Source organism: Ferrovibrio sp., assembly GCF_029255545.1.
Classification (GTDB): Bacteria; Pseudomonadota; Alphaproteobacteria; order Ferrovibrionales; family Ferrovibrionaceae; genus Ferrovibrio.
In genome coordinates, this window is the sequence record NZ_JANLJJ010000041.1 from 36,115 (window position 1) to 57,881 (window position 21,767).

At 62.7% G+C, this 21,767-nt stretch carries 19 protein-coding genes; 12 read left to right on the forward strand and 7 right to left on the reverse strand.

Annotated features, from left to right (window positions below):
* Nucleotides 1-54: 54 nt before the first annotated feature.
* From Q1J79_RS08335 to Q1J79_RS08385, 11 genes are read left to right on the forward strand one after another with little or no spacing between them, the layout of a single operon-like run.
* Nucleotides 55-1,278, forward strand: coding sequence for a glycosyltransferase (locus tag Q1J79_RS08335; RefSeq protein ID WP_300299139.1), 1,224 nt, complete (start codon nt 55-57; stop codon nt 1,276-1,278).
* Between the two features lie 27 nt (nt 1,279-1,305).
* The gene (locus Q1J79_RS08340) at nt 1,306-2,544 is read left to right on the forward strand and encodes a glycosyltransferase family 4 protein (protein ID WP_300299141.1); all 1,239 of its coding nucleotides are present in this window, start codon (nt 1,306-1,308) and stop codon (nt 2,542-2,544) included.
* Nucleotides 2,545-2,559: 15 nt separating this feature from the next.
* Complete coding sequence (locus Q1J79_RS08345; protein ID WP_300299143.1) at nt 2,560-3,699, forward strand: glycosyltransferase family 4 protein; 1,140 nt, start codon at nt 2,560-2,562, stop codon at nt 3,697-3,699.
* The gene (locus tag Q1J79_RS08350; protein ID WP_300299145.1) at nt 3,696-4,286 is read left to right on the forward strand and encodes a histidine phosphatase family protein; all 591 of its coding nucleotides are present in this window, start codon (nt 3,696-3,698) and stop codon (nt 4,284-4,286) included. Before Q1J79_RS08345 ends, Q1J79_RS08350 begins: the two co-directional genes overlap by 4 nt.
* Nucleotides 4,283-5,437 (forward strand): glycosyltransferase, encoded by a 1,155-nt coding sequence (locus Q1J79_RS08355; RefSeq protein WP_300299147.1) that lies wholly within the window; start codon nt 4,283-4,285, stop codon nt 5,435-5,437. Before Q1J79_RS08350 ends, Q1J79_RS08355 begins: the two co-directional genes overlap by 4 nt.
* Nucleotides 5,434-6,246 carry a polysaccharide deacetylase family protein gene (locus Q1J79_RS08360; RefSeq protein WP_300299149.1) on the forward strand — a complete coding sequence of 271 codons (813 nt, stop codon included), beginning with the start codon at nt 5,434-5,436 and terminating at the stop codon, nt 6,244-6,246. The genes Q1J79_RS08355 and Q1J79_RS08360 overlap by 4 nt, the downstream gene beginning before the upstream one ends.
* Nucleotides 6,243-6,764, forward strand: a complete 522-nt coding sequence (locus Q1J79_RS08365) for a hypothetical protein (RefSeq protein WP_300299151.1) — start codon at nt 6,243-6,245, stop codon at nt 6,762-6,764. Before Q1J79_RS08360 ends, Q1J79_RS08365 begins: the two co-directional genes overlap by 4 nt.
* Nucleotides 6,761-8,686 carry an ABC transporter ATP-binding protein gene (locus Q1J79_RS08370; RefSeq protein WP_300299153.1) on the forward strand — a complete coding sequence of 642 codons (1,926 nt, stop codon included), beginning with the start codon at nt 6,761-6,763 and terminating at the stop codon, nt 8,684-8,686. Before Q1J79_RS08365 ends, Q1J79_RS08370 begins: the two co-directional genes overlap by 4 nt.
* The gene (locus Q1J79_RS08375) at nt 8,683-10,587 is read left to right on the forward strand and encodes an ABC transporter substrate-binding protein (RefSeq protein ID WP_300299155.1); all 1,905 of its coding nucleotides are present in this window, start codon (nt 8,683-8,685) and stop codon (nt 10,585-10,587) included. Before Q1J79_RS08370 ends, Q1J79_RS08375 begins: the two co-directional genes overlap by 4 nt.
* 15 nt (nt 10,588-10,602) lie before the next feature.
* A complete protein-coding gene (locus Q1J79_RS08380; protein ID WP_300299157.1) occupies nt 10,603-11,628 on the forward strand; it encodes an ABC transporter permease in 1,026 nt (341 codons plus the stop codon).
* A gap of 9 nt (nt 11,629-11,637) precedes the next feature.
* The gene (locus tag Q1J79_RS08385) at nt 11,638-12,801 is read left to right on the forward strand and encodes an ABC transporter permease (RefSeq protein WP_300299159.1); all 1,164 of its coding nucleotides are present in this window, start codon (nt 11,638-11,640) and stop codon (nt 12,799-12,801) included.
* Nucleotides 12,802-12,805: 4 nt separating this feature from the next.
* On the opposite strand, the gene Q1J79_RS08390 is transcribed toward Q1J79_RS08385, so the two are convergent.
* Both Q1J79_RS08390 and Q1J79_RS08395 read right to left on the reverse strand, forming a co-directional pair.
* Nucleotides 12,806-13,663, reverse strand: a complete 858-nt coding sequence (locus tag Q1J79_RS08390) for a class I SAM-dependent methyltransferase (protein WP_300299161.1) — start codon at nt 13,661-13,663, stop codon at nt 12,806-12,808.
* Nucleotides 13,664-13,679: 16 nt separating this feature from the next.
* Entirely contained in the window at nt 13,680-14,513 is an 834-nt protein-coding gene (locus tag Q1J79_RS08395; RefSeq protein ID WP_300299163.1) for an MBL fold metallo-hydrolase, read from the reverse strand.
* Between the two features lie 125 nt (nt 14,514-14,638).
* Here Q1J79_RS08395 and Q1J79_RS08400 point away from each other — a divergent pair, with 125 nt between their 5' ends.
* The gene (locus Q1J79_RS08400; RefSeq protein ID WP_300299165.1) at nt 14,639-15,394 is read left to right on the forward strand and encodes an enoyl-CoA hydratase-related protein; all 756 of its coding nucleotides are present in this window, start codon (nt 14,639-14,641) and stop codon (nt 15,392-15,394) included.
* A 12-nt stretch (nt 15,395-15,406) separates the two neighbouring features.
* On the opposite strand, the gene Q1J79_RS08405 is transcribed toward Q1J79_RS08400, so the two are convergent.
* From Q1J79_RS08405 to carA, 5 genes are all read right to left on the reverse strand, one after another.
* The gene (locus Q1J79_RS08405; RefSeq protein WP_300299167.1) at nt 15,407-16,099 is read right to left on the reverse strand and encodes a response regulator transcription factor; all 693 of its coding nucleotides are present in this window, start codon (nt 16,097-16,099) and stop codon (nt 15,407-15,409) included.
* 10 nt (nt 16,100-16,109) lie between these two features.
* The gene (locus Q1J79_RS08410; RefSeq protein ID WP_300299169.1) at nt 16,110-16,970 is read right to left on the reverse strand and encodes an alpha/beta hydrolase; all 861 of its coding nucleotides are present in this window, start codon (nt 16,968-16,970) and stop codon (nt 16,110-16,112) included.
* A gap of 27 nt (nt 16,971-16,997) precedes the next feature.
* Nucleotides 16,998-17,471 carry a transcription elongation factor GreA gene (greA, locus tag Q1J79_RS08415; protein ID WP_300299171.1) on the reverse strand — a complete coding sequence of 158 codons (474 nt, stop codon included), beginning with the start codon at nt 17,469-17,471 and terminating at the stop codon, nt 16,998-17,000.
* 30 nt (nt 17,472-17,501) lie between these two features.
* Entirely contained in the window at nt 17,502-20,735 is a 3,234-nt protein-coding gene (gene carB, locus Q1J79_RS08420) for a carbamoyl-phosphate synthase large subunit (protein ID WP_300299173.1), read from the reverse strand.
* Nucleotides 20,736-20,762: 27 nt separating this feature from the next.
* On the reverse strand, nt 20,763-21,767 hold a 1,005-nt coding region (carA, locus tag Q1J79_RS08425; RefSeq protein WP_300299175.1), incomplete at its 5' end, for a glutamine-hydrolyzing carbamoyl-phosphate synthase small subunit.

Genomic DNA, 21,767 nt, shown 5'->3' on the forward strand with positions numbered 1-21,767 from the left:
GTGCTGGCCTATGCCATAGTCCTCCGATCAAAGCTCCCACCGGGGGGAACCGGCATGGTTTCGCGCAGCGACGGCACCCGTGTGCTGATATACAGCCACGACACCTTCGGCCTTGGCCATTTGCGCCGATGCCGCACGATCGCGCATGCCTTGGTCGAACGCCACAAGGACATGTCGGTGCTGATTCTGTCGGGATCCCCGATCATCGGCAGTTTCGATTTCCGCAGCCGGGTTGATTTCGTCCGCATCCCGGGTGTGATCAAGCTGCGTGACGGACAGTACACGTCGCTCAATCTGCCGATGGATATCGAGGAAACCCTAAAGATCCGTGCCGAGATTATTCAGCATACGGCCAAGGTTTTCGATCCCGACATCTTCATTGTCGACAAGGAGCCCCTGGGCCTGCGCGGCGAAGCCCTGGAAACCATGAAGATGCTCAAGGCCGGCGGCACCCGTTTGGTGCTGGGCCTGCGCGATGTCATGGACGAGCCGAGCGCCTTAGCCCCGGAATGGGAGCGCAAGAACGTTATGCCCGCGCTGAAGTCGCTGTTCGACCAGATCTGGGTCTATGGTCTGCCGCAATTCTGCGACCCCCTGGAAGGCATCGCCCTGCCCGAGCGGGTGCGCCGGAAAGTGGTCTATACCGGCTACCTGCCGCGCTTCTCGCCCGAGGCCCTTCCCGAGCATCAGTTGCCGGAGATCACCCAACGGCCCTTTCTGCTCGTCACTCCGGGCGGCGGCGGCGATGGCGAGGGCCTGATCGAGTGGGTGTTGCGCGCCTATGAGAGCAACGAAATGCTGCCCTACCCGGCCCTGATCGTGCTCGGCCCCTTCATGCAGCGTGAACGACGGGCAGATTTCCTCAATCGGGTTGCCCGCCTTCCGCGTGTCGAGGCCATCACCTTCGATGCCCATATGGAACACCTGGTTCAGAACGCCGTGGGCGTGCTGGCCATGGGCGGCTACAATACCTTCTGCGAAATCCTCAGCCTCGACAAACGCGCGATCATCGTGCCGCGCAAGCGGCCACGCATGGAACAGTTCATCCGAGCCCACCGCGCTCAGCAGCTTGGTCTGGTCCGCATGCTGGAAGACGACGGCGTTTACGATCCGGCGGTGATGGCTACCGCGCTACGCAATCTGCCGCGCCAGCCGCAACCATCAGAAATCGTCATTCCCGGCCTGCTTGAGGGACTGGATAACGTCGATCGTCTGGTGCAACCATGGCTGCGCCCCACTTCGGCCCAGGCTTCCAACGTGATCGGTCTGCGCGGCTGATCTGCGCCACAGCCAGTATTGCAGTCTATGCCAGAGTCGACGCCCATTCCGGTTGCCTTTGTTCTGAAGGGCTATCCCCGCCTGTCGGAAACCTTCATCGCCCAGGAAATCGCCGCGCTGGAAGCGCGCGGTCTTGATATCCTGATCGTTTCGCTGCGCCACCCCACCGACACCAAGCGGCATCCATTGCATGGGCAGATCAGGGCGCCACTGCTCTATCTGCCCGAATATCTGTATCAGGAACCACTGCGCGTGCTACGCGGATGGTGGCACAGCCGCCGCCTGCCCGGCTATCGCGCCGTATTGCGGCAATGGTGGCATGACTTCAGGCGCGACAGGACCCCGAACCGCATCCGCCGCTTCGGCCAGGCCCTTGTGCTCGCCGCCGAACTGCCCGAGCGATACCGGCACCTACATGCCCATTTCATCCACACCCCCGGCTCGGTCACGCGTTATGCTGCCATGATGCTGGGGATGCCGTGGTCGGCCTCGGCCCATGCGCGCGATATCTGGATCACTCCGGAATGGGAGAAGCGAGAGAAACTGCGCGATTGCCGCTGGGCAGTCACCTGCACAGCCCATAATGTCACGCATCTCTCGGCCCTGAGCGATCCATCGAAAGTAACCCTGGTTTATCACGGGCTGGATTTCGAGCGGTTTCCCGCCCCCCCGACCTGGCGGCCGCCACGCGACGGCCGCGATCCGGGCGATCCGGTCCGGCTGATCTCGGTTGGCCGCGCCGTCGAGAAAAAAGGCTTCGATATCCTGCTCGACGCCCTGGCCCGGCTGCCCAGCGACCTGTACTGGCGCTTTACCCATATTGGCGGCGGCCCGCTGCTGCCCGCATTGCAGACGCAGGCGGAAAAACTCGGCATCGCCGATCGCGTGGCCTGGCAGGGCGCACAGGCGCAGGACGAGGTGATCGCCGCTTATCGCGAAGCCGACATCTTTGCCCTGGCCTGCCGGCGCGACCGCCAAGGCGACATGGATGGCCTGCCGAATGTGCTGATGGAAGCCCAGAGCCAGGCCCTGCCCTGCGCCACCAGTGCGATTTCCGCCATCCCGGAACTGGTGATTGATGGCGAAACCGGCCTGCTGGTCCCCCCTGACGATGCCGATGCGCTGGCTGTCGCTCTCAACCACCTGGTCGTCGATCCTGCCCTGCGCATGCGCCTTGGCAATGCCGGGGCACAGCGCGTGCGTCGCGATTTCGGCATGACGGCCGGCATCGCGGAACTGGCCCGGCGTTTCGGCCTGGCGGCATAACGGCAGAAACAGGCGATGCGGATCGGTTTCTACGCCCCGCTCAAACCGCCGAATCACCCGGCGCCATCGGGGGATCGCCGGGTCGCGCGGCTGTTCATCCAGGCTTTGCGCAATCTGGGCCATCAGGTCGACACCCTATCCGAACTGCGCAGTTTCAACCGCGATGGCGATGCCGACCTGGAAGCGAAAACCGCGGTGGCCGCTGAAAGCGAGATCAATCGCCTGAGCGCGGCCTGGCAGGCCGAGCCAACGCGACGGCCCGACCTGCTGTTCACCTATCATGTCTATCACAAGGCTGCGGATTATCTCGGGCCGGCCCTGAAGTCCCGCTTCGGCCTGCCTTATGTGATCGCCGAACCCTCGGTGGCGCCGAAACGGGAACATGGCCCCTGGGCTGTCGGATATGCCCAGGCGGGCCGGGCGATACGGGCCGCCGACGCCCTGCTGGCGATCACCACGCTGGACATGGCCTGCCTTGCCGCATTTGCCGATGCTGCCAGGGTGCATGCCTTCCCACCATTTCTCGACCCGTCACCATTCGCCGCCGCGGCCGTCGAACGCAGCCGTTATCGTCATGACATCGCGCAACGCTTTGCCCTGTCGCCTGACCGTTCCTGGTTGCTGGCGGTCGGTATGATGAGAGCCGGCGACAAGTTGGCCTCCTTCCGGCGCCTGGCCGAAACACTGGCGCTGGTTCGGGGCAGGAACTGGCAAATCCTGCTGGTGGGCGACGGCCCTGAGCGCGCGCACGTGCAGCAGGCCTTCTCCTTTGCAGGCGATCAAGTCTGTTTTGCCGGCCAGCTTGAGCCCGAGGAACTGCCCGGTATCTATGCCGCCAGCGACCTTTACGTCTGGCCCGCCGTCAACGAGGCTTATGGCATGGCCCTTCTCGAGGCGCAGGCTGCCGGTCTGCCGGTCCTTTCAGTCAACACGCGCGGCGTGCCCGATATCGTGCGCCATGGCGAAACCGGTTGGCTGGCGGCCGATGATCGTCCGGCCAGCCTGGCCGCCCCCCTGCGCGACCTACTGGATGACGAAGCGGGGTGTCGTCGCATGGCAGATGCCGCCATCCGTCATGTTGCGGCCGATCTGTCGATCACGGCAGCCCAGCAGCGCCTGGCCGATCTTTTCGCCAACCTGGGGTTGCCGGCATGACCCGCCTTGCCCTGCTGCGGCATGGAACGACTGAATGGAACGTGGCCGGTCGGCTGCAGGGACGCGCCGACATACCGCTGTCTGACATCGGCCTGGCGCAATTCGCCGGATGCCGGCTGCCATACGCCTATCAGGCGTATCGCTGGTATTGCAGCCCGTTGCTGCGTGCCCGCCAAACCGCCGCAGCCCTCGATCTGCAGCCGACCATCGAACCGGCGCTGATCGAAATGGACTGGGGCAACTATGAAGGCCGTACCCTGCCCGATCTGCGGGCAGAATTCGGGGCGCCCTTCATCGCGAATGAAGACCGTGGCCTGGACTTGCAGCCGCCCGGCGGCGAAAGCCCGCGTCAGGTGCAGGCCCGCCTGTTGCCCTGGCTGCAACGGCTGGCTGGGGCCGGCATGAATGCTGGCGCGGTGACCCACAAGGGTGTGATCCGCGCCATACTGGCCCTGGCCTTCGACTGGCCGATGATTGGCAAGCCGCCGGTGAAACTCGATTGGCGCTGCCTGCAGGAATTTCGTATCACCGAGCACGGTCGGCCGGAGTTGCTGGCTGCCAATATACCGCTGGAGCCGAAGGCATGACCGCGTCGCGCGTGATGATCTATGTGCAGCATCTGCTCGGCGTCGGGCATCTGCATCGCGTCGCCGCCATTGCCCGCGCCTTCAAGCGCCACGGCTGGGATACCTTGCTGGTTTCCGGTGGCATGCCCGATCCGACCCTGCAGGGGCTGGATGGCGTGCGTTTTGAACAATTGCCGCCGGCCCGCGCCAAAGATGCCAGTTTCAAGATCCTGCTCGATGAAACCGGCGCGCAGATCACCGACGACTGGCGCGCCACGCGGATCAAGCGGCTGCAGGACATATTCGACCATTTCGCGCCGCAGGCTTTGCTGACCGAGTTGTTTCCCTTCGGCCGCCGCCCGATGCGGTTCGAATTGCTGCCCCTGCTGGCCCACGCCCGAACCCAGCGGCCGCGGCCGCTGGTATTCTGTTCGGTGCGCGACATCCTGGTCGACCGAACCAAGCCACAACGCGATCTCGACAGCATAGCCTGGCTGCAGGACTACTATGACGCGGCGCTGATCCATGGTGACCCGGCTTTCGTGCCGTTTGAAAAAACATTTCCGCTGGCTGAGAAAATTGCCAATCAGCTGCATTACACCGGCTATATCGTTGAGCGCCACGCCATTCCGGAAACCATCGACGGCAAGGACGAAGTCCTGGTTTCTGCTGGTGGCGGCGCCGTTGGCATGCCTCTGTTCCGCGCCGCGCTGGCCGCCCGCCCGTTATCGGCGGCGCGGGACAAACCCTGGCGCATCCTGGTCAGCCCGCATGAGAATCCTGAAACGGTGGCGGAACTGCGCCGCGGCGCCGACAGCCGCGTGACCATTGAAACTGTCCGGCCGGATTTTCCCGGCATGTTGCGCCACTGCCTGCTGTCGATCAGCAAGGCCGGCTACAACACCGTGATGGAAACACTTTCCAGTGGCGCCCGGGCCGTTGTCGTCCCGTTTGCCGGCGGCGAGGAAACCGAGCAGGCCCTGCGCGCCAACCTGCTCGCTGAACGTGGCCTGCTGCAGGTTCTGCGCGAGACTGAGCTTGCCCCCGCCCGGCTGGCCAGGGCCATCGACATGGCTCTCGCCGCGCCGCGGGCAGCAGGCCCGGGCATCCGCCTGGATGGCGCCGACGAGACGGTACGGCTGGTGCAGGGCTTTGTGGACCGCCGCGCATGACTATTCCCGCAGCAGCCTGGAGCGCGTTCACGGCCGAACTCGATCTCTGGGCGGCGGCGGGGCAGAAGGCCGTTTTTTGGTGGCGCGATGACGATGCCGCCGATCTCACGCCCGCCCTTGCCCGGCTGCTGGCATTACAGATCCGCTTTGCGGCCCCCCTTGCCCTGGCGGTGATTCCGGCACAGGCAAGCGAAAGACTGGTCGAGTGTCTGCAAAGCGGAACCGCCATTGCTGCGCTGCAACATGGATATGTCCATCACAATCATGCCCTCGTTGGGGAAAAGAAATCCGAGTTCCCCACTTCCCGATCCCTGCAGGCACGGCTGGCGGATATCCGGCTAGGCCGGGATAATCTGGCGGCCCGGTTAGGCTCTGCGCTTCTCCCCGTGCTGGTTCCGCCCTGGAACCGGATCGCCGACGACATGCTGCCCATGCTCACAGAGCTCGGCTTTGTTGCTGTTTCCGGCTTCAAACCTAGAGCGGATTACTGGGCCGCGCCGGAGCTGGCCTGGCTGAATACCCAGCTCGACCCCATCGACTGGCATGGTTCAAATAACCCCGCCGCCGCCCGGAACAGTCTGGAGGCCGCGACCGCCCTGCTGCGCGCCATGCGGCACAGTGAATTGCCGCTGCAACCTGTGGGCTTCCTGACCCACCACCTGCGCCACGATGAATTCCTGTGGGGCTTTGTGGCTTCATTTGTCGAGGCGGTTGCCCGGCATCCAGCCTGCCACTGGATCGATACCGTCGCCGCGCTGGCGATCGGCCGGCCGGCCGATATGGCTGCCCCTGTCATGCGGACGTCATGACCCGCCTGTATTACCCCCTCTCCGGGCTCTGGCCCGACTATCTGCGGGCCGGCCTCGGGCTCGCCACCTGCCTGGGACTGCTGTTGTTTGCCACGCCTCAATCTGTCATTTTTATGCTGTTGGTCGGATTGAGTTTGCTGCTGGCCTGGCTTGGTGCCGTTACGATATGGCGCCAACAGATCGAGATCCTACTCGACGAGTCAGGGGTGGCCCGGTCCAGCCGATGGGGTATAGGGCGGCAACTGGTCATGCCGTGGTCCGGACTTCGCAACGTAACCCTGCGGTATTATTCGACCCGCCGGGATCGCAGCGAAGGCTGGCTGCTGCTGACGATTGAAGGGGACACGGGGATATTGCGCGCTGACAGCGATCTGATCGGCTTTCCGATGCTGGTCGAACGGACCATGGCCGCCGCCGGGGAACGGAGCATTGCACTCAGTGATGCAACCCGCCTGAATGCGACCCGTCTGAATATTGCCGGCACGCATATGGCAGAATCCGGAGATCACCCGCGATGAGTGATCCGGTGATCAGCCATGCCGCAACGAGTGGCAATGTCCTTGAGGTCCGGAACCTGCAGGTCCATTTCGATCTGCCCGAAGGCCTGATCAAGGCCGTCGACGGCATCAGCTTCCAGATTCCGCAGGGCAGCACCGTGGCCCTGGTGGGCGAGTCAGGCTCCGGCAAGTCGGTCGTCAGCCAGGCGATCATGGGCATCCTGCCCCGCCTTGCCCGGATCGCGGGCGGCGAAATCTTGTTCCGCGATCCGCAGAAGCCGCAGCAGCCCGCGATCGATATCGCAGCCCTGCAACCCGGTTCAGCGCAGATGCGCCAATTGCAGGGCGGCCGCATCTCGATCATTTTCCAGGAGCCGATGACGTCGCTGAGCCCGCTCCATACCATCGGCAACCAGATCACCGAATCCCTGCACCTGCATCGCCAAGTAAGCGATGCCGAAGGCCAGGAGCTGACCACCGAGATGCTGCGTCTTGTCGGCTTCCCCGACCCGCAGCGCGCCATGCGCACCTATGCCTTTGAATTGTCGGGCGGTCTGCGCCAGCGCGCGATGATCGCCATGGCCCTGGTCTGCCGCCCGGCCCTGTTGATCGCCGACGAGCCAACCACGGCCCTGGATGTCACCATCCAGGCCCAGATCCTCAAACTGCTCAAGGACCTGCAGTCGGAACTGGGCATGGCCGTCCTGATGATCACCCATGACCTCGGTGTGGTCGCCAATATGGCCGACGAAATCGTGGTGATGTATCACGGCCAGATAATGGAGCGTGGCGGCCTGCACGACATTTTCACAGCACCGCAACATCCCTATCTGCAGGCTTTGCTCAAGGCCGTGCCGCGTTTTGACATGAAGCCAGGCGAACGCCTGGTTCCGATCCGTGAGATCAAGGGCGAGATCGGCGCGCTGCTGCGCAGCGGCAGAGATCGGGACGTCGGCGCGAAGCCCGGCACGCCCCTGCTTGAGGTCGAGCATGTCAGCAAGTCCTTTGCCCTGCGCAAGGGTGGTTTGTTTGGCGGCGGCAAGGTGAGCAGCGTCTTGGCTGTCGATGACGTCAGCTTCAATGTAATGCGTGGCGAATGCCTTGGTCTGGTCGGGGAATCGGGCTGCGGCAAAACCACTGCCAGCAAGCTGATCATGCGGGCGATGACGCCAGACAGCGGCAGCATCCGCTTCCATGACGGCGACCGGCTGGTCGACGTCCATGCCCTGGAAGACGAGGCCCTGTTCAGCTATCGCCGCAAGGTGCAGTTCATTTTCCAAGACCCGTTCTCATCGCTGAATCCCCGCATGACGGTGTTCGACATCGTCTCCGAGCCGCTTGTAATCCATGGCATTGGTGATGAGGACGAGCGTTTCGAGCGGGTCAAGGAACTGATGACGCTGGTTGGCCTCGACCCGCGTTTCCTGCGACGCTATCCGCATTCCTTCTCGGGCGGCCAGCGCCAGCGCATCGGCATCGCCCGCGCCCTGGCACTGCAACCCGATCTTCTGATCTGCGACGAGCCGGTCTCGGCGCTTGATGTCTCGATCCAGGCCCAGATTCTCAATCTGCTGAAGGATCTGAAATCAGAGCTCGGCCTGACCTATCTCTTCATCTCGCACAACCTTGCCGTCGTTGATTACATCGCCGACCGTATTGCGGTGATGTGTGCCGGGCGACTGGTCGAAATCGCGCCGCGCGAGCAGTTGTTCTCAAATCCGATCCACCCCTATACCAAGGCGTTGCTCGCTGCCGTCCCTAAGCCTGATCCATCGAGCCGGCTGGATCTTGGTCTTCTGATGGAAGGCAAGGCTTCCAATCCACAGGCATGGCCGCGCCCCTTCACCATCGACGGCAGCACCAGGCCGCACATGATCGATGTCGGCGACGGCCATCTCGTGCGTGCCGCCGATACCGCCGCCCTCCGGGATTTAGTCGCATGAAAACCGCCCTTCGCCTGGCCGCATTTGCCACCGCCTTCGTCGCATCGATGGGAATTGCCCGCGCGCAAACGCCCGACCTGCAGGAAACGCCGGCACTGGCCGCCGAAGTTGCCGCCGGCAAGTTGCCACCGGTCGCTCAGCGCCTGCCGGAGAACCCGCTGGTCGTCAGCACCAGGCCGGAGCAGGAAGCCGGCCAGCCCGGCGGTGATCTACGCACCCTGATCGGGCGCGCCCGCGACGTCCGCCTGCTGAACGTGATCGGCTATACCCGGCTGGTTATTTACAACGAGCAGTACAAATTCGTTCCCGATCTCGCCGAAAAAATTGAGATCGAGGACGACCGGATCTTTACTTTCCATTTGCGCAAAGGCCATCGCTGGTCGGACGGACATCCCTTCACCTCGGATGATTTCCGCTATTACTGGGAAGACGTCGCCAACAACAAGGATATCAGCCCCGCCGGCCCGCCGGTCGACCTGCTGGTCGATGGCGAAAGGCCGAAGGTGGAATTCATCGACGAAACCACGATCCGCTACAGCTGGTCGAAGCGCAATCCGGCCTTCCTGCCGCGTATTGCCGGCACGTCGGCTTTCTATCTGTATCGCCCGGCGCATTACCTGAAACAGTTCCACGCCAGATATGCCGATCCACAGAAGCTGACAGCCCTGGTTGCCAGGGACAAGCGCGCCAGCTGGGCAGCGCTGCATAACCGCATGGACAACATGGTGGAGAGCGACAATCCAGACCTGCCCAGCCTGGATGCCTGGACCATGACGACCCGGCCACCGGCGATCCGCTTCGTCGCCGTGCGCAATCCGTATTTCCACCGGATCGACGCCAACGGCCGGCAACTGCCCTATATCGACCGTGTCATTTTCAACCAGGCGGACACGAAGCTGATTCCAGCCAAGGCTGGTGCCGGCGAAGCCGACCTGCAATTCCGCAATATCAGTTTTAACAACTTCACCTTCCTCAAGGAAAACGAGAAGCGCGCCGGCTACAGGACGCTGTTGTGGCGCACGGCCAAGGGATCGCATTTCACGCTCTATCCCAATCTCAATGCCAATGACCCGATATGGCGCCAATTGCTGCGCGATGTGCGTTTCCGCCATGCCCTGTCGCTGGCCATCGACCGGCAGGCCATCAATGAATCGCTGTATTTCGGACTGGCGATCGAATCCAACAACACGGTCCTGCCAGACAGCCCGCTGTTCAAACCAGAATATCAGTCGACCAATGCCACCCTGGATATGGCTACCGCCAATCGGCTGCTGGACGAGATTGGCCTGACGCGCCGCGACGGCGATGGAATCCGCCTGATGAGCAACGGCAAACCACTGGAGATCGTGGTCGAAACCGCCGGCGAAGATACCGAGCAGACCGATGTGCTGGAGCTGATCGGCGAAAACTGGGCCAGGATCGGCATCAAGCTGTTTGCTAAACCGAGCCAGCGCGACGTGGTGCGCAACCGGATTTTCTCGGGCGAGGCGATCATGTCGGTCTGGACCGGACTGGAAAACGGCCTGCCGACGGCCAACACCAATCCGCACGAACTCGCCCCCACGACGCAATATGGCCTGCAATGGCCGAAATGGGGCCAGTGGCATGAAACCCGCGGCCAATCCGGCGAGGCGATCGACATGCCGGCCGCGCGGGAGCTCTATGACCTTTACGAAGCCTGGATGGAAACCAGCGACGAGGCCCAGCGCCAACGCATCTGGCAACGCATGCTGACCATCCATGCCGAACAGACATTCAGCATCGGCGTGATCAGCGGCATTTTCCAGCCGATCGTTGCCAGCCGGAAACTGGCCAATATTCCGAAGGAAGGCGTGTTCAACTGGGACCCCGGCGCTTTCGTCGGCCTGTACCGGCCGGAAACCTTCTGGCTGCGACCCTGAGCAACGGTTTGATCGATGCTGCTTTATCTCGCGCGCCGCCTTTTGCTGATGATCCCGACGCTGCTGGTGATCAGCCTGTTCATTTTCGTGGTGATCAAGCTGCCGCCGGGCGATTACCTTACCAACCAGATCGCCGAACTGCGCGCCCAGGGCGAGACCAACGCGCTGGAGCGTGCCGAGTTCCTGCGCAGCCAGTATGCGCTCGACCGGCCGATGCTCGAGCAATACGCCATCTGGATGGGTTTCTGGCCGGGACCGAATGGTTTTTCCGGATTGCTGCAGGGCGACTGGGGCTGGTCGTTCGAATACAACCGTCCGGTCGGCGAACTGATCGGCGACCGACTGGTAATGACGACGATCATCAACGTCTTCACCATCCTGTTCATATACATCGTAGCCTTCCCAATCGGCGTCTATTCGGCGACCCGGCAATATTCCTGGGGTGATTACGGTTTCACGTTGCTGGGTTATATCGGCCTGGCGACACCAAATTTTCTGCTGGCCTTGGTACTGCTCTATTATTCGAACATATGGTTCGGCGTCTCGATGGGGGGCTTGGTCGATCCCGAACTGATCGACGCCCCCTGGAATAGCGAGAAAATCGCCTCGCTGATGGTTCACATGATCGTACCTGTAATCGTGATCGGCACATCGGGGACTGCGGCGATGATCCGCCGCCTGCGCGCCAACCTGCTGGACGAACTGCAGAAGCAGTATGTCACCACCGCGCGGGCTAAGGGTCTGCCGCCGTTGCGCCTGCTGGTGAAATACCCGATCCGCATGGCCCTCAACCCCTTCATTTCCGATATCGGCAACCTTCTGCCCTCGGTGGTGTCCGGCTCGGTGATCGTCTCGGTGGTGATGAGCCTGCCGACTGCCGGCCCCATGCTGCTGGGCGCCCTGCAGTCGCTCGACCAGTATCTGGCCGGCTCTTTCCTGATGTTCCTTGCCCTGCTCACGGTTGTCGGCATGCTGATCTCCGACATCCTGCTCGCCCTGCTCGATCCGCGCATCCGCCTCACCGGCGGCGCAGCGAAATAGGATCAATCCATGCGCGAGAATCGCCAGACACACGAACACTGGGTCAACCCCGCCCCCTTCGATCCTCATTCGATCGAAAGCCTGACGCCGGGCCAGGAGCGCTATTACCGCGCTTCGCAGTGGCAGATGATGTGGTGGAAATTCCGTCGCCACCGCCTCGGGCTGTGGAGTGGCGCGATCCTGCTGCTGATCTATCTGTCGACGCTGTTTTCGGAATTCATCGCCCCCTACAACCTGCAGACCCGCAATCCGCGGGCGATCTATGCGCCACCGCACGAGATCCATCTGTTTCATGAGGGCAAATTCGTCGGGCCATTCGTCTATGGCCTGCGTTTCCGCATGAATACCGAGACGCTGAAGCGCGAATATTCGCCCGATACCAGCCGGGTGCAGCCCCTGCGGTTCCTCTGCCAGGGCGATGCCTATGAATTCTGGGGCATGATCCCCATGCGCTTCCATTTCGTCTGCCCCAGCGAGAAGGGGCATTTCTACCTGCTTGGCACCGACCGGCTCGGCCGTGATATTTTCTCCCGTATCGTCTACGGCACCCGCATCTCCCTCACCGTGGGTCTGATCGGCATCGCCATCAGCTTCCTGATCGGCATCGCCCTGGGCGGCATCTCTGGGTATTACGGCGGCTGGATCGACAACGTGATCCAGCGCCTGATTGAGCTGATCCGCAGCCTGCCGGAGCTGCCGTTATGGATGGCTTTGTCGGCCGCCCTACCGGTCACCTGGTCGCCAATCCTAGTCTATTTCGGGATCACCATCATCCTCGGTCTGCTCGACTGGCCTGGTCTGGCCCGCGCGGTGCGGTCCAAGCTGCTATCCCTGCGCGAGGAGGATTTCGCCACGGCTGCCAGATTGATGGGCGCCTCACCCGGTCGCATCATCGGCCGGCATCTGCTGCCCAGCTTCATGAGCCACCTGATCGCCTCGGCCACGCTGTCGATCCCGTCGATGATCCTCGGCGAGACGGCGCTGTCCTTCCTTGGCCTGGGATTGCGACCACCGATTACCTCGTGGGGCGTGCTGCTTAACGAGGCGCAGAATATCAATGTGGTGGCGCTGTATCCCTGGCTCATGGCACCGGCGATACCGGTGATCATCGTCGTGCTGGCCTTCAACTTCTTCGGCGACGGCCTGCGCGACGCGGCAGATCCTTACAAGTAAACCGTCAAGCCTGCTTGACCAGCCACAGACTGGCCGGCAAGGCCCCGGCCGGCTGCGGCAAGCGGCCGACGATGCCATTGCGCACCCGCTCCGACATCCGGGTTGCTGCATAATGGCTGGCGAAGAGTGGCCGGAATCCGCCGATCAGCATCGGCGGAACGGCCTGTTGCTCGTTATAGCCGCGCCAAGCCCAGCTTTCCGGATAATCATCCGGCAGGAAGATGTCATGGATATGCACCGCGACGCCGGCGGGTAACCTGGGCAGCACGCGGCTGAACAGCCAGTCGACATCCGTGCCAGGCAGCAGGATGTGGCTGGAATCAATAAACAGGATATCGCCCGGCCGGAGGGCGGCGAAAATGGCCGGATCGGCGGTCTGCACCACCGCCGGCACGAAACGGATCGGCAGGCCGGCGAGCGTCGCCCGCGGCTGCGGGTCGATGGCGGTGATGTCCGTCGGCAGGGCGGCATCCGCCACCGCGCGGGCCAGGAAACGAGTGGAATGGCCGGAACCCACTTCGACGATCCGCGCGGGCCTGAGGCGCCGTACCAGGGTATAGGCGGCCACCGCATCCAGGGTCGGAAACCAGTCCTGATCGAAGCGCGGTCCATTCTGGCCTGATGCCCGCTCCATCGCGATGCGGTCCAGCGCGTCGGCGTGGCTGTCGGCCTCGTCCAGCAGATCGCGGAAGACCGGTTCGCAGGTTGCGAACTGTTCGGCGACGGCTTCATAGACCGGCTGCCGCAAGGCAACGGAATCGGCATAGCGATAGGGAATGAAAAAGCCCTGTCGCCGCAAACCGAGCAGTGGGGCGACCAGAGCCTGCAGCCCCATGCGGAGCTGCCGCCAGCGTTTATTCATCTGCGTCCCAGAGGCATCATGGCCGCAGGATCATGCCCTCGCGGGCCACCACGGAGCCGGGACGCGTGGCTTCGACCTCGGCTGCGACGCGATCCATGAAATCGTCGTCATGCTCCGGATCATGATGGAACACGACGAAAGTTTTCACACCGGCCGCATCACACAGCCTGACGCCAGCCTGCCAGGTCGAGTGGCCCCAGCCCTTGCGGCAGGCATATTCCTCGTCGGTGTACATCGAGTCATAGATCACGATATCGGCACCACGGATCAGCTCAAGGATATTCTGGTCCAGCCCCTCGGCCGGATGCTCGGTGTCGGTGAGATAGCAGATCGACTTGCCGCCATACTCAATGCGATAGCCGGTCGCCAGATCCGGGTGACTCAGCGGGCCGCTGCGGACAGTAACGCCCGGCTTGGGATGCAGCACTTCGCCCGGCCGAAAATCGTGGAAGCTGAGATTGGCCTGGAAGATTTCCAAAGGCACCGGAAAAAGCGGCGAACACATCATCTGCTTCAGCACGCCCTTGATGCCGCCGGCGTCGGTGACATGGCCCGCATGGATGCGGAACGTATTACTTGGATCGAAGGCCGGGCAGAAATGCGGTAAACCGCAGACATGGTCATAGTGGGTATGGGTGAAGAAGAGATCAGCATCGATCGGCGCCTGGGCCTGCTGCAGGGCGACGCCAAGCGCACGAACACCCGTTCCCGCATCGAACAGAAACAGATGCGAGCCGCAGCGAATCTCCAGCGCCGACGTATTACCGCCATAGCGCATAACTTCTGGCGAGCCCACGGCAATACTGCCGCGCACGCCCCAGAAGCGAACGTAAAACTCTTCAACCCCCACGGTGGCCTCCTTTTTTATCCCGTCAGCGTCGTGGGATGGAGTGCCGTCTACAATGACCGACCCTTGCCGGTCGGCGGGGTCTGTGCGGAAATGTGACATGGCAAAGATTAAGGGCGGATTGCACGATGTCTCAAGCTTTTATTGCAGAAATCCAAGATTTGCAGGCGGCCATCACATTCTGCCGCCCGGAAAAGCACAATGCCCTTGAAATCACCGACCTTGAGGCGCTTGACGCAACGTTAATCAAACTCGCAGCGCAGAGCGATTTGCGCACATTGGTCCTGCGTGCCGAAGGCAAGAGTTTTTGCGCAGGTGTCGATTTTGGCTCTGTCGCAGGGCATGACTGGCGCGACAATCCGCTGGAACGTGTGACCGATCGTCTGGAAAACATGCCGTTTCCAACACTTTGCATCTTGCAGGGTGGCGTGTATGGCGGCGGCACCGATCTGGCCCTGGCCTGTGATTTCAGGCTGGGCGCACGTGGAATCAAATGCTTCATTCCACCGGCGAAACTCGGGATCCAGTATCACCCACATGGATTAAAACGGGCCGTAACCCGCCTGGGGCTGGGGCCGGCAAAACGCCTGTTCCTGGCCACCGAAAGTTTCGACGACACGGAAATGCTGCGCTGCAATTTCGTCGATTGGTTGGTGTCGCCGGAAGATTTACACGCGCATGGCGAGGTGCTGGCCAAAACCCTGGCCGGCCTGGCGCCGCAGGCCGTGCGCGGCATGAAGCAGAGCCTGAATGAGATCGCCAACGGCCTGTTCGACGAACGCGCCGCCCGCGACCGCGCTGCCGCCAGTTTCCGTACCGAGGATTTTCAGGAAGGCCGCCGCGCCATGACGGAGAAACGGCCGCCACGATTCAGCGGCCGCTGATCGCCCTCTTCATCAGGGCTGCAGGCGATAGCCGCCCGGATCAGTGATCAGCAGTTGCGCCGCGCCTGGATCGCGTTCGATCTTCTGTCGCAGGCGATAGATATGCGTCTCCAGCGTGTGAGTGGAGACACCGGCGTTGTAACCCCAGACCTCGGCCAGAAGGGTTTCGCGCGGCACCGGCTTCATGCCGGCGCGCAACAGGTATTTCAGGATCGCGGTTTCCTTTTCGGTCAGCCGCACCTTCTTGCCGGCCTTCTCGTTATCCAGCAGCAGCTTGCTGGCCGGCCGGAAGGTGTAAGGGCCGATGCCGAATACGGCATCCTCGCTCTGCTCGAACTGCCGCAGCTGCGCGCGGATGCGAGCCAGCAGCACACCGAGCTTGAACGGCTTGGTGACATAATCATTGGCACCGGATTCCAGCCCAAGGATGGTATCCGCTTCGCCATCGGCGGCCGTCAGCATGATGATCGGGGCTCGTACGCCTTTCTCGCGCAGCTTGCGGCACAGATCGCGGCCATCCATGTCGGGCAGGCCGACATCGAGCAGCAGCAGATCGAAATGCTCACCCGGCACCAGAGCCAGCGCGGCAGTCGCGTCGTTGACGCAGACCGCCGAGAATTCCCTGGTGGTTTCCAACTGCTCGGCCAGCAGGGACTGCAGGGTGCGGTCGTCATCAACCAGCAACACGTGCTTCTGTCCGCTCATTCCCCCTCCTTCAGCGCAGCATGCTGGCGACTGCGCTCTGCAGATCGCCGCCCGGCCGCGCCATGCCATACAGGATATCGAAATGATGGCAGTCCGGCGCTGTGATCGCAGTCACCTTGCCACCACGGAGCCTGTAGGCTGTCACGAAATCGTGTTGCTGCTCCGGGAAGGCCAGTGTTTCGGCACCACCCACGGCGCAGATCAGAGGCGGCAGCGGCCGCGCCCAGCCCGCCACGAGGCCAAGCGGCGAATTGCGCATGGCCACCACATCATCCATGCCCAGCCGGTCGTTCAGATAGCAATGGCGGATCGGCAGCAGGTCGTAGAGACCGGAGATGCTCATGCCGCCCTTCACCAGATCGGCCGGTGCGCCGCCATCCAGCTTTTCCCATTCCGTCAGCGCCGCCATGGCGGTGAGATGGCCACCAGCGGAGTGGCCGCTGACGAAAATCCGGTTGCGATCGAAATCCAGCGGCGCCGCCTCGCGCCACAGCCACAACAGGGCGCGACGGATCGAGGCGACGATGCGGTCCAGATCCGCTTCGGGCGCCAGCGGATAGTTCAGTATCGCCACATTGGCCAAAGGAGAATCTCCTGAGCCGGCAAAACCGTTGGCAATGAAGCTGAAGGAACTTTTATCCAGTGCCTGCCAGTAACCGCCATGGATGAAAACCAGCAGCGGCCGGCCCGGTTCTGGCAGCGTGAAGAGATCGAGGGTTTCACGGGGATGCGCCCCATAGGCTAGGTCAAGCCGGCAGACCAGCGCCTGCCGCGCCGCAGCACTTTCCGCCGCCCAGCGATCCATATCCTGCTGGTGCGTCGGCACCGCAGCCCGGTTGTTGTAAAGCCGGTCGAGAGTCGCGCGATCCATCGGGACTCCCATTCGCCGTGTCCAGTTTTACTTGAAAGCGACCGAAACGATCTCGTAGGCCTTGGCGCCGCCCGGAGTCGTTACCTCGACGCTGTCGCCCTCGGCCTTGCCGACCAGGGCACGGGCCAGCGGTGCGGTAATGGAGAGCAGGCCCGACTTGATGTCGGCCTCGTCGGCACCGACGATCTGGTAGGTGCTTTCCTCGCCACTGTCTTCATCGGACAGCACTACGGTGGCGCCGAACTTCACCTTGTCGCCAGACAGCTTGGAAACGTCGATCACCTCGGCGCGGCGCAGCTTGTCTTCCAGCTCGAGGATACGGGTTTCGATCCAGCCCTGGCGCTCTTTCGCGGCATGGTATTCGGCATTCTCGGACAGGTCGCCATGCTCACGCGCCTCGGAAATAGCGCGGATCACCGCCGGGCGCTCCACCGTCTTCAGCGTCTTCAACTCGGCTTCCAGACGCTGGTAGCCGGTCGCGGTCATCGGAATCTTCTGCATAATTCCCCTTCCTGGCTGACCGTCAAAAAATTAAAAATAAGCCTGCAGCGGCACCACTGCAAGGCTCCCTGCGCGCAACGCTTCGATGGCGCGCACGGCGGCCTTTGCACCGGCCACGGTGGTGAAATACGGAATCTTGTTCATCAGGGCGGTGCGACGAAGGTCGAAGCTGTCGCGGATCGATGCCACGCCCTCGGAGGTGTTGAACACCAGCTGGATTTCGCCGTTCTTCATGGCATCCACCACATGCGGACGGCCTTCCATCACCTTATTGACGCGGCGGACGGCAATACCGTGCTCCTCGAAGAAACGCGCCGTGCCGGCAGTCGCCACCACCACGAAACCCATTCCAACCAGGCGCCGGGCCGCGTCTACCAGGGCCGGCTTGTCGCCATCGCGCACCGAGATGAACACGCTGCCCTGCAATGGCAGAACGGTGCCGGCGGCGATCTGCGCCTTGGCGAAAGCGGTGCCGAAATCGCGGTCGATGCCCATCACCTCGCCGGTCGATTTCATTTCCGGGCCAAGGATGATGTCGACGCCGGGGAAGCGCGCGAACGGGAAGACGGCCTCTTTCACCGCGATATGGTCGTTTTTATGTTCATGCAGGTTGAAGCTGGCGAGCTTCTCGCCTGCCATGACGCGCGAGGCGATCTTGGCCAGCGGCACGCCGATCGCCTTGGCAACGAATGGCACGGTGCGCGAGGCGCGCGGATTGACTTCCAGGATGTAGACTACCCCATCCTTCACCGCATACTGCACATTCATCAGGCCGACGACCTTGAGTGCGCGGGCCAGGGCCTCGGTCTGCGTCTTGATCTCGTCGATGATGGCTGGCGCCAGGCTGTAGGGCGGTAGGGTGCAGGCGCTGTCGCCGGAATGGATGCCGGCTTCCTCGATATGCTCCATCACGCCGGCAACGAACTGCGTCTCGTCATCGGCCAGGCAGTCAACGTCGACCTCGATGGCATCCGACAGATAGCTGTCGATCAGCACCGGCGAAGAACCGGAAACCTTCACCGCTTCGGTCATGTAGCGTTCGAGCTGTGCGTTGTTGCGCACGATTTCCATGGCCCGGCCGCCCAGCACGTAGGACGGACGGATCACCACCGGATAGCCGATCTTCGCCACCACGGCGCGCGCCTCATCTTCCGAGCGGGCGATGCCGTTGGCTGGTTGCTTCAGCTTCAGCTTCTCCAGCAGCTGCTGGAACCGTTCACGGTCCTCGGCCAGGTCGATGGCATCCGGCGAGGTGCCGAGGATCGGCACCTGCGCGGCTTCCAAGCCGGCCGCCAGCTTCAGCGGCGTCTGGCCGCCGAACTGCACGATCACGCCGAGCAGCTTGCCGGTCGACTGTTCGACGCGGACGATCTCCAGCACGTCCTCCACCGTTAGCGGTTCGAAATAGAGGCGGTCCGAGGTGTCGTAGTCGGTGGAGACGGTTTCCGGGTTGCAGTTGACCATGATGGTCTCGAACCCGGCGTCCTTCAGCGCATAGGCGGCGTGGACGCAACAATAGTCGAATTCGATGCCCTGGCCGATGCGGTTCGGCCCGCCGCCCAGGATCATCACCTTGGTGCGATCCTGCGGCTGCGCCTCGCATTCGGCCTGCGGGCCGAATTCATAGGTTGAATACATATAGGGCGTGCGACTTTCGAACTCGGCCGCGCAGGTGTCCACCCGCTTGAAAACTGGCGTCACGCCCAGCTTGCGGCGCCGGGCGGAAACCTCGGCTTCGCTCTGCCCGGCCAGTTCCGCCAGCCGCGCATCGGAGAATCCCATCCGCTTCAGGCCCAGCAGGCCATCGGCATCCTTCGGCAGGCCTTCCTTGCGGATGCGCTGCTCGGTGCGCACGATCTCGGCGATCTGCTCGAGGAACCACGGATCATATTTGCAGGCGGCATGGATCTCGGCAACGCTGAGGCCATGGCGGAAGGCCTGGGCAATCACCAGCAGGCGGTCTGGGGTCGGCCGCGCCAAGGCGGCGACGATGGCTTCCTTGCCATCGGGCTCGTCGGCATCGGGGATCGCAACCTCGTTCAGGCCGGTGAGGCCGGTTTCCATCGAACGCAGGGCCTTCTGCAGGCTTTCCTGGAAGCTGCGTCCCATCGACATCGCCTCGCCGACCGACTTCATCGAGGTGTTCAGCAGCCGGTCGGTGCCGGGGAACTTCTCGAAGGTGAAGCGCGGCATCTTGGTGACGATATAGTCGATGGTCGGCTCGAACGAGGCTGGAGTCACGCCGGTGATGTCGTTCATCAGCTCATCCAGCGTGTAGCCAATCGCCAGCTTGGCCGCGATCTTGGCGATCGGGAAGCCCGTCGCCTTGGAGGCCAGCGCCGAGGATCGCGACACGCGCGGATTCATCTCGATCACCACCATGCGGCCATCCGCCGGGTTGACTGCGAACTGCACGTTGGAGCCGCCAGTCTCGACGCCGATCTCGCGCAAAACCGCCATCGAGGCGTCGCGCATGATCTGGTATTCCTTGTCGGTCAGCGTCAGCGCCGGCGCCACCGTGACGCTGTCGCCGGTATGCACGCCCATCGGATCGATATTCTCGATCGAGCAGATGATGATGCAGTTGTCCTTTTTGTCACGGACAACCTCCATCTCGTATTCCTTCCACCCCAGCACCGATTCGTCGATCAGCACTTCGGTGGTGGGCGAGGCATCGAGGCCGCGCATGACGATCTCGTCGAATTCCTCGCGCGTATAGGCGATGCCGCCACCAGTACCAGCCAGCGTGAACGACGGCCGGATCACGGCCGGCAGACCCACGGTGGCAAGCAGCGCGCGGGCCTCGTCCAGCGTATGCGCGGTGCCCGAGCGCGGCATGTCGAGCTTCAGGCGGTTCATCGCCTGACGGAACTGCTCGCGGTCTTCTGCCATCTCGATGGCTTCGCGCGTGGCGCCAATCATCTTGACGCCGAATTTCTTCAGCACGCCCTGCTCGTCCAGCTTCATCGCAGTATTCAGCGCGGTCTGGCCGCCCATGGTCGGCAGCAGCGCGTCGGGCCGCTCTTTCTCGATCACCTTGGCGACGATCTCGGGGGTGATCGGCTCGATATAGGTGGCATCCGCCAGGCCCGGATCGGTCATGATCGTGGCCGGATTGGAATTGATCAGGATGACGCGATAGCCCTCTTCCCTCAGCGCCTTGCAGGCCTGCGTGCCGGAATAGTCGAATTCGCAGGCCTGGCCAATCACGATGGGGCCGGCGCCGATGATCAGGATGCTTTTGATGTCAGTACGTTTGGGCATGTTTCACCAGGGAGCGAACGCTGAAGATCAGCCGCGCTTCTGCTCCATCAATTTCACGAAGCGTTCAAACAAATAGTGGCTGTCCTGCGGGCCGGGCGAAGCCTCAGGGTGGTATTGCACCGAGAAGACCGGCTTGTCGGTCAGCTTCAGGCCCTCGTTGGAGCCATCGAACAGCGAGACATGGCTGCGCACCACATTCTTCGGCAGGCTTTCCTCAAGCACGCAGAAACCGTGATTCTGGCTGGTGATTTCCACCTTGCCGGTCTCCAGGTCCTTCACCGGATGGTTGGCGCCACGATGGCCCCGATCCATTTTCGCGGTCTTGCCGCCGAGTGCCAACGCCAACATCTGGTGGCCCAGGCAGATGCCGAAGACCGGCTTGCCACTCTCCACCAGCGCCTTGATGGTGGGCACGGCATAGACGCCGGTGGCCGCCGGGTCGCCGGGGCCGTTGGACAGGAACACGCCGTCAGGATTGTGCCGCAGCACGTCTTCCGCATTGCTGTTGGCCGGCACGACAGTGACCTTGCAGCCGGCCGTGGCCAGCGAGCGCAGGATGTTGCGCTTGATGCCGAAATCGATGGCAACGACGTGGAATTTCGGCTGCGTCTGCTTGCCATAGCCCTGGCCCAGCGCCCAGCGCGTCTCGTTCCAGCCATAGGTCTGGCGGCAGCTCACCTCGGCGGCGAGGTCCATGCCCTCCAGTCCAGGCCATTCACGCGCCTTGGCATGCAGGGCGGCGAGATCGAACCTGCCATCTTTTGAGTGGGCGATCACGCCATTGGGTGCACCCAGATCGCGGATGCGCCGCGTCATGGCCCGGGTATCGATGCCCGATACGCCGACCAGGTTGCGCAGCTTCAGCCAGTCATTCAGGTGGCTGTCGCTGCGGAAATTCGACGGTGCGGTGATTGGCGCCCGCAGAATCAGGCCGCGGGCGGCGATACCCTGCGTCTCGATATCCTCGGGGTTGGTCCCGACATTGCCGATATGCGGGAAGGTGAAGGTGATGATCTGGCCGGCATAGGAGGG

Coding starts and splice junctions, on each gene's coding strand:
- Q1J79_RS08335 (WP_300299139.1), top strand. CDS start 55: ATGGTTTCGCGCAGCGACGGCACCCGTGTGCTGATATACAGCCACGAC.
- Q1J79_RS08340 (WP_300299141.1), top strand. CDS start 1,306: ATGCCAGAGTCGACGCCCATTCCGGTTGCCTTTGTTCTGAAGGGCTAT.
- Q1J79_RS08345 (WP_300299143.1), top strand. CDS start 2,560: ATGCGGATCGGTTTCTACGCCCCGCTCAAACCGCCGAATCACCCGGCG.
- Q1J79_RS08350 (WP_300299145.1), top strand. CDS start 3,696: ATGACCCGCCTTGCCCTGCTGCGGCATGGAACGACTGAATGGAACGTG.
- Q1J79_RS08355 (WP_300299147.1), top strand. CDS start 4,283: ATGACCGCGTCGCGCGTGATGATCTATGTGCAGCATCTGCTCGGCGTC.
- Q1J79_RS08360 (WP_300299149.1), top strand. CDS start 5,434: ATGACTATTCCCGCAGCAGCCTGGAGCGCGTTCACGGCCGAACTCGAT.
- Q1J79_RS08365 (WP_300299151.1), top strand. CDS start 6,243: ATGACCCGCCTGTATTACCCCCTCTCCGGGCTCTGGCCCGACTATCTG.
- Q1J79_RS08370 (WP_300299153.1), top strand. CDS start 6,761: ATGAGTGATCCGGTGATCAGCCATGCCGCAACGAGTGGCAATGTCCTT.
- Q1J79_RS08375 (WP_300299155.1), top strand. CDS start 8,683: ATGAAAACCGCCCTTCGCCTGGCCGCATTTGCCACCGCCTTCGTCGCA.
- Q1J79_RS08380 (WP_300299157.1), top strand. CDS start 10,603: ATGCTGCTTTATCTCGCGCGCCGCCTTTTGCTGATGATCCCGACGCTG.
- Q1J79_RS08385 (WP_300299159.1), top strand. CDS start 11,638: ATGCGCGAGAATCGCCAGACACACGAACACTGGGTCAACCCCGCCCCC.
- Q1J79_RS08390 (WP_300299161.1), bottom strand. CDS start 13,663: ATGAATAAACGCTGGCGGCAGCTCCGCATGGGGCTGCAGGCTCTGGTC.
- Q1J79_RS08400 (WP_300299165.1), top strand. CDS start 14,639: ATGTCTCAAGCTTTTATTGCAGAAATCCAAGATTTGCAGGCGGCCATC.
- Q1J79_RS08405 (WP_300299167.1), bottom strand. CDS start 16,099: ATGAGCGGACAGAAGCACGTGTTGCTGGTTGATGACGACCGCACCCTG.
- Q1J79_RS08410 (WP_300299169.1), bottom strand. CDS start 16,970: ATGGATCGCGCGACTCTCGACCGGCTTTACAACAACCGGGCTGCGGTG.
- greA (WP_300299171.1), bottom strand. CDS start 17,471: ATGCAGAAGATTCCGATGACCGCGACCGGCTACCAGCGTCTGGAAGCC.
- carB (WP_300299173.1), bottom strand. CDS start 20,735: ATGCCCAAACGTACTGACATCAAAAGCATCCTGATCATCGGCGCCGGC.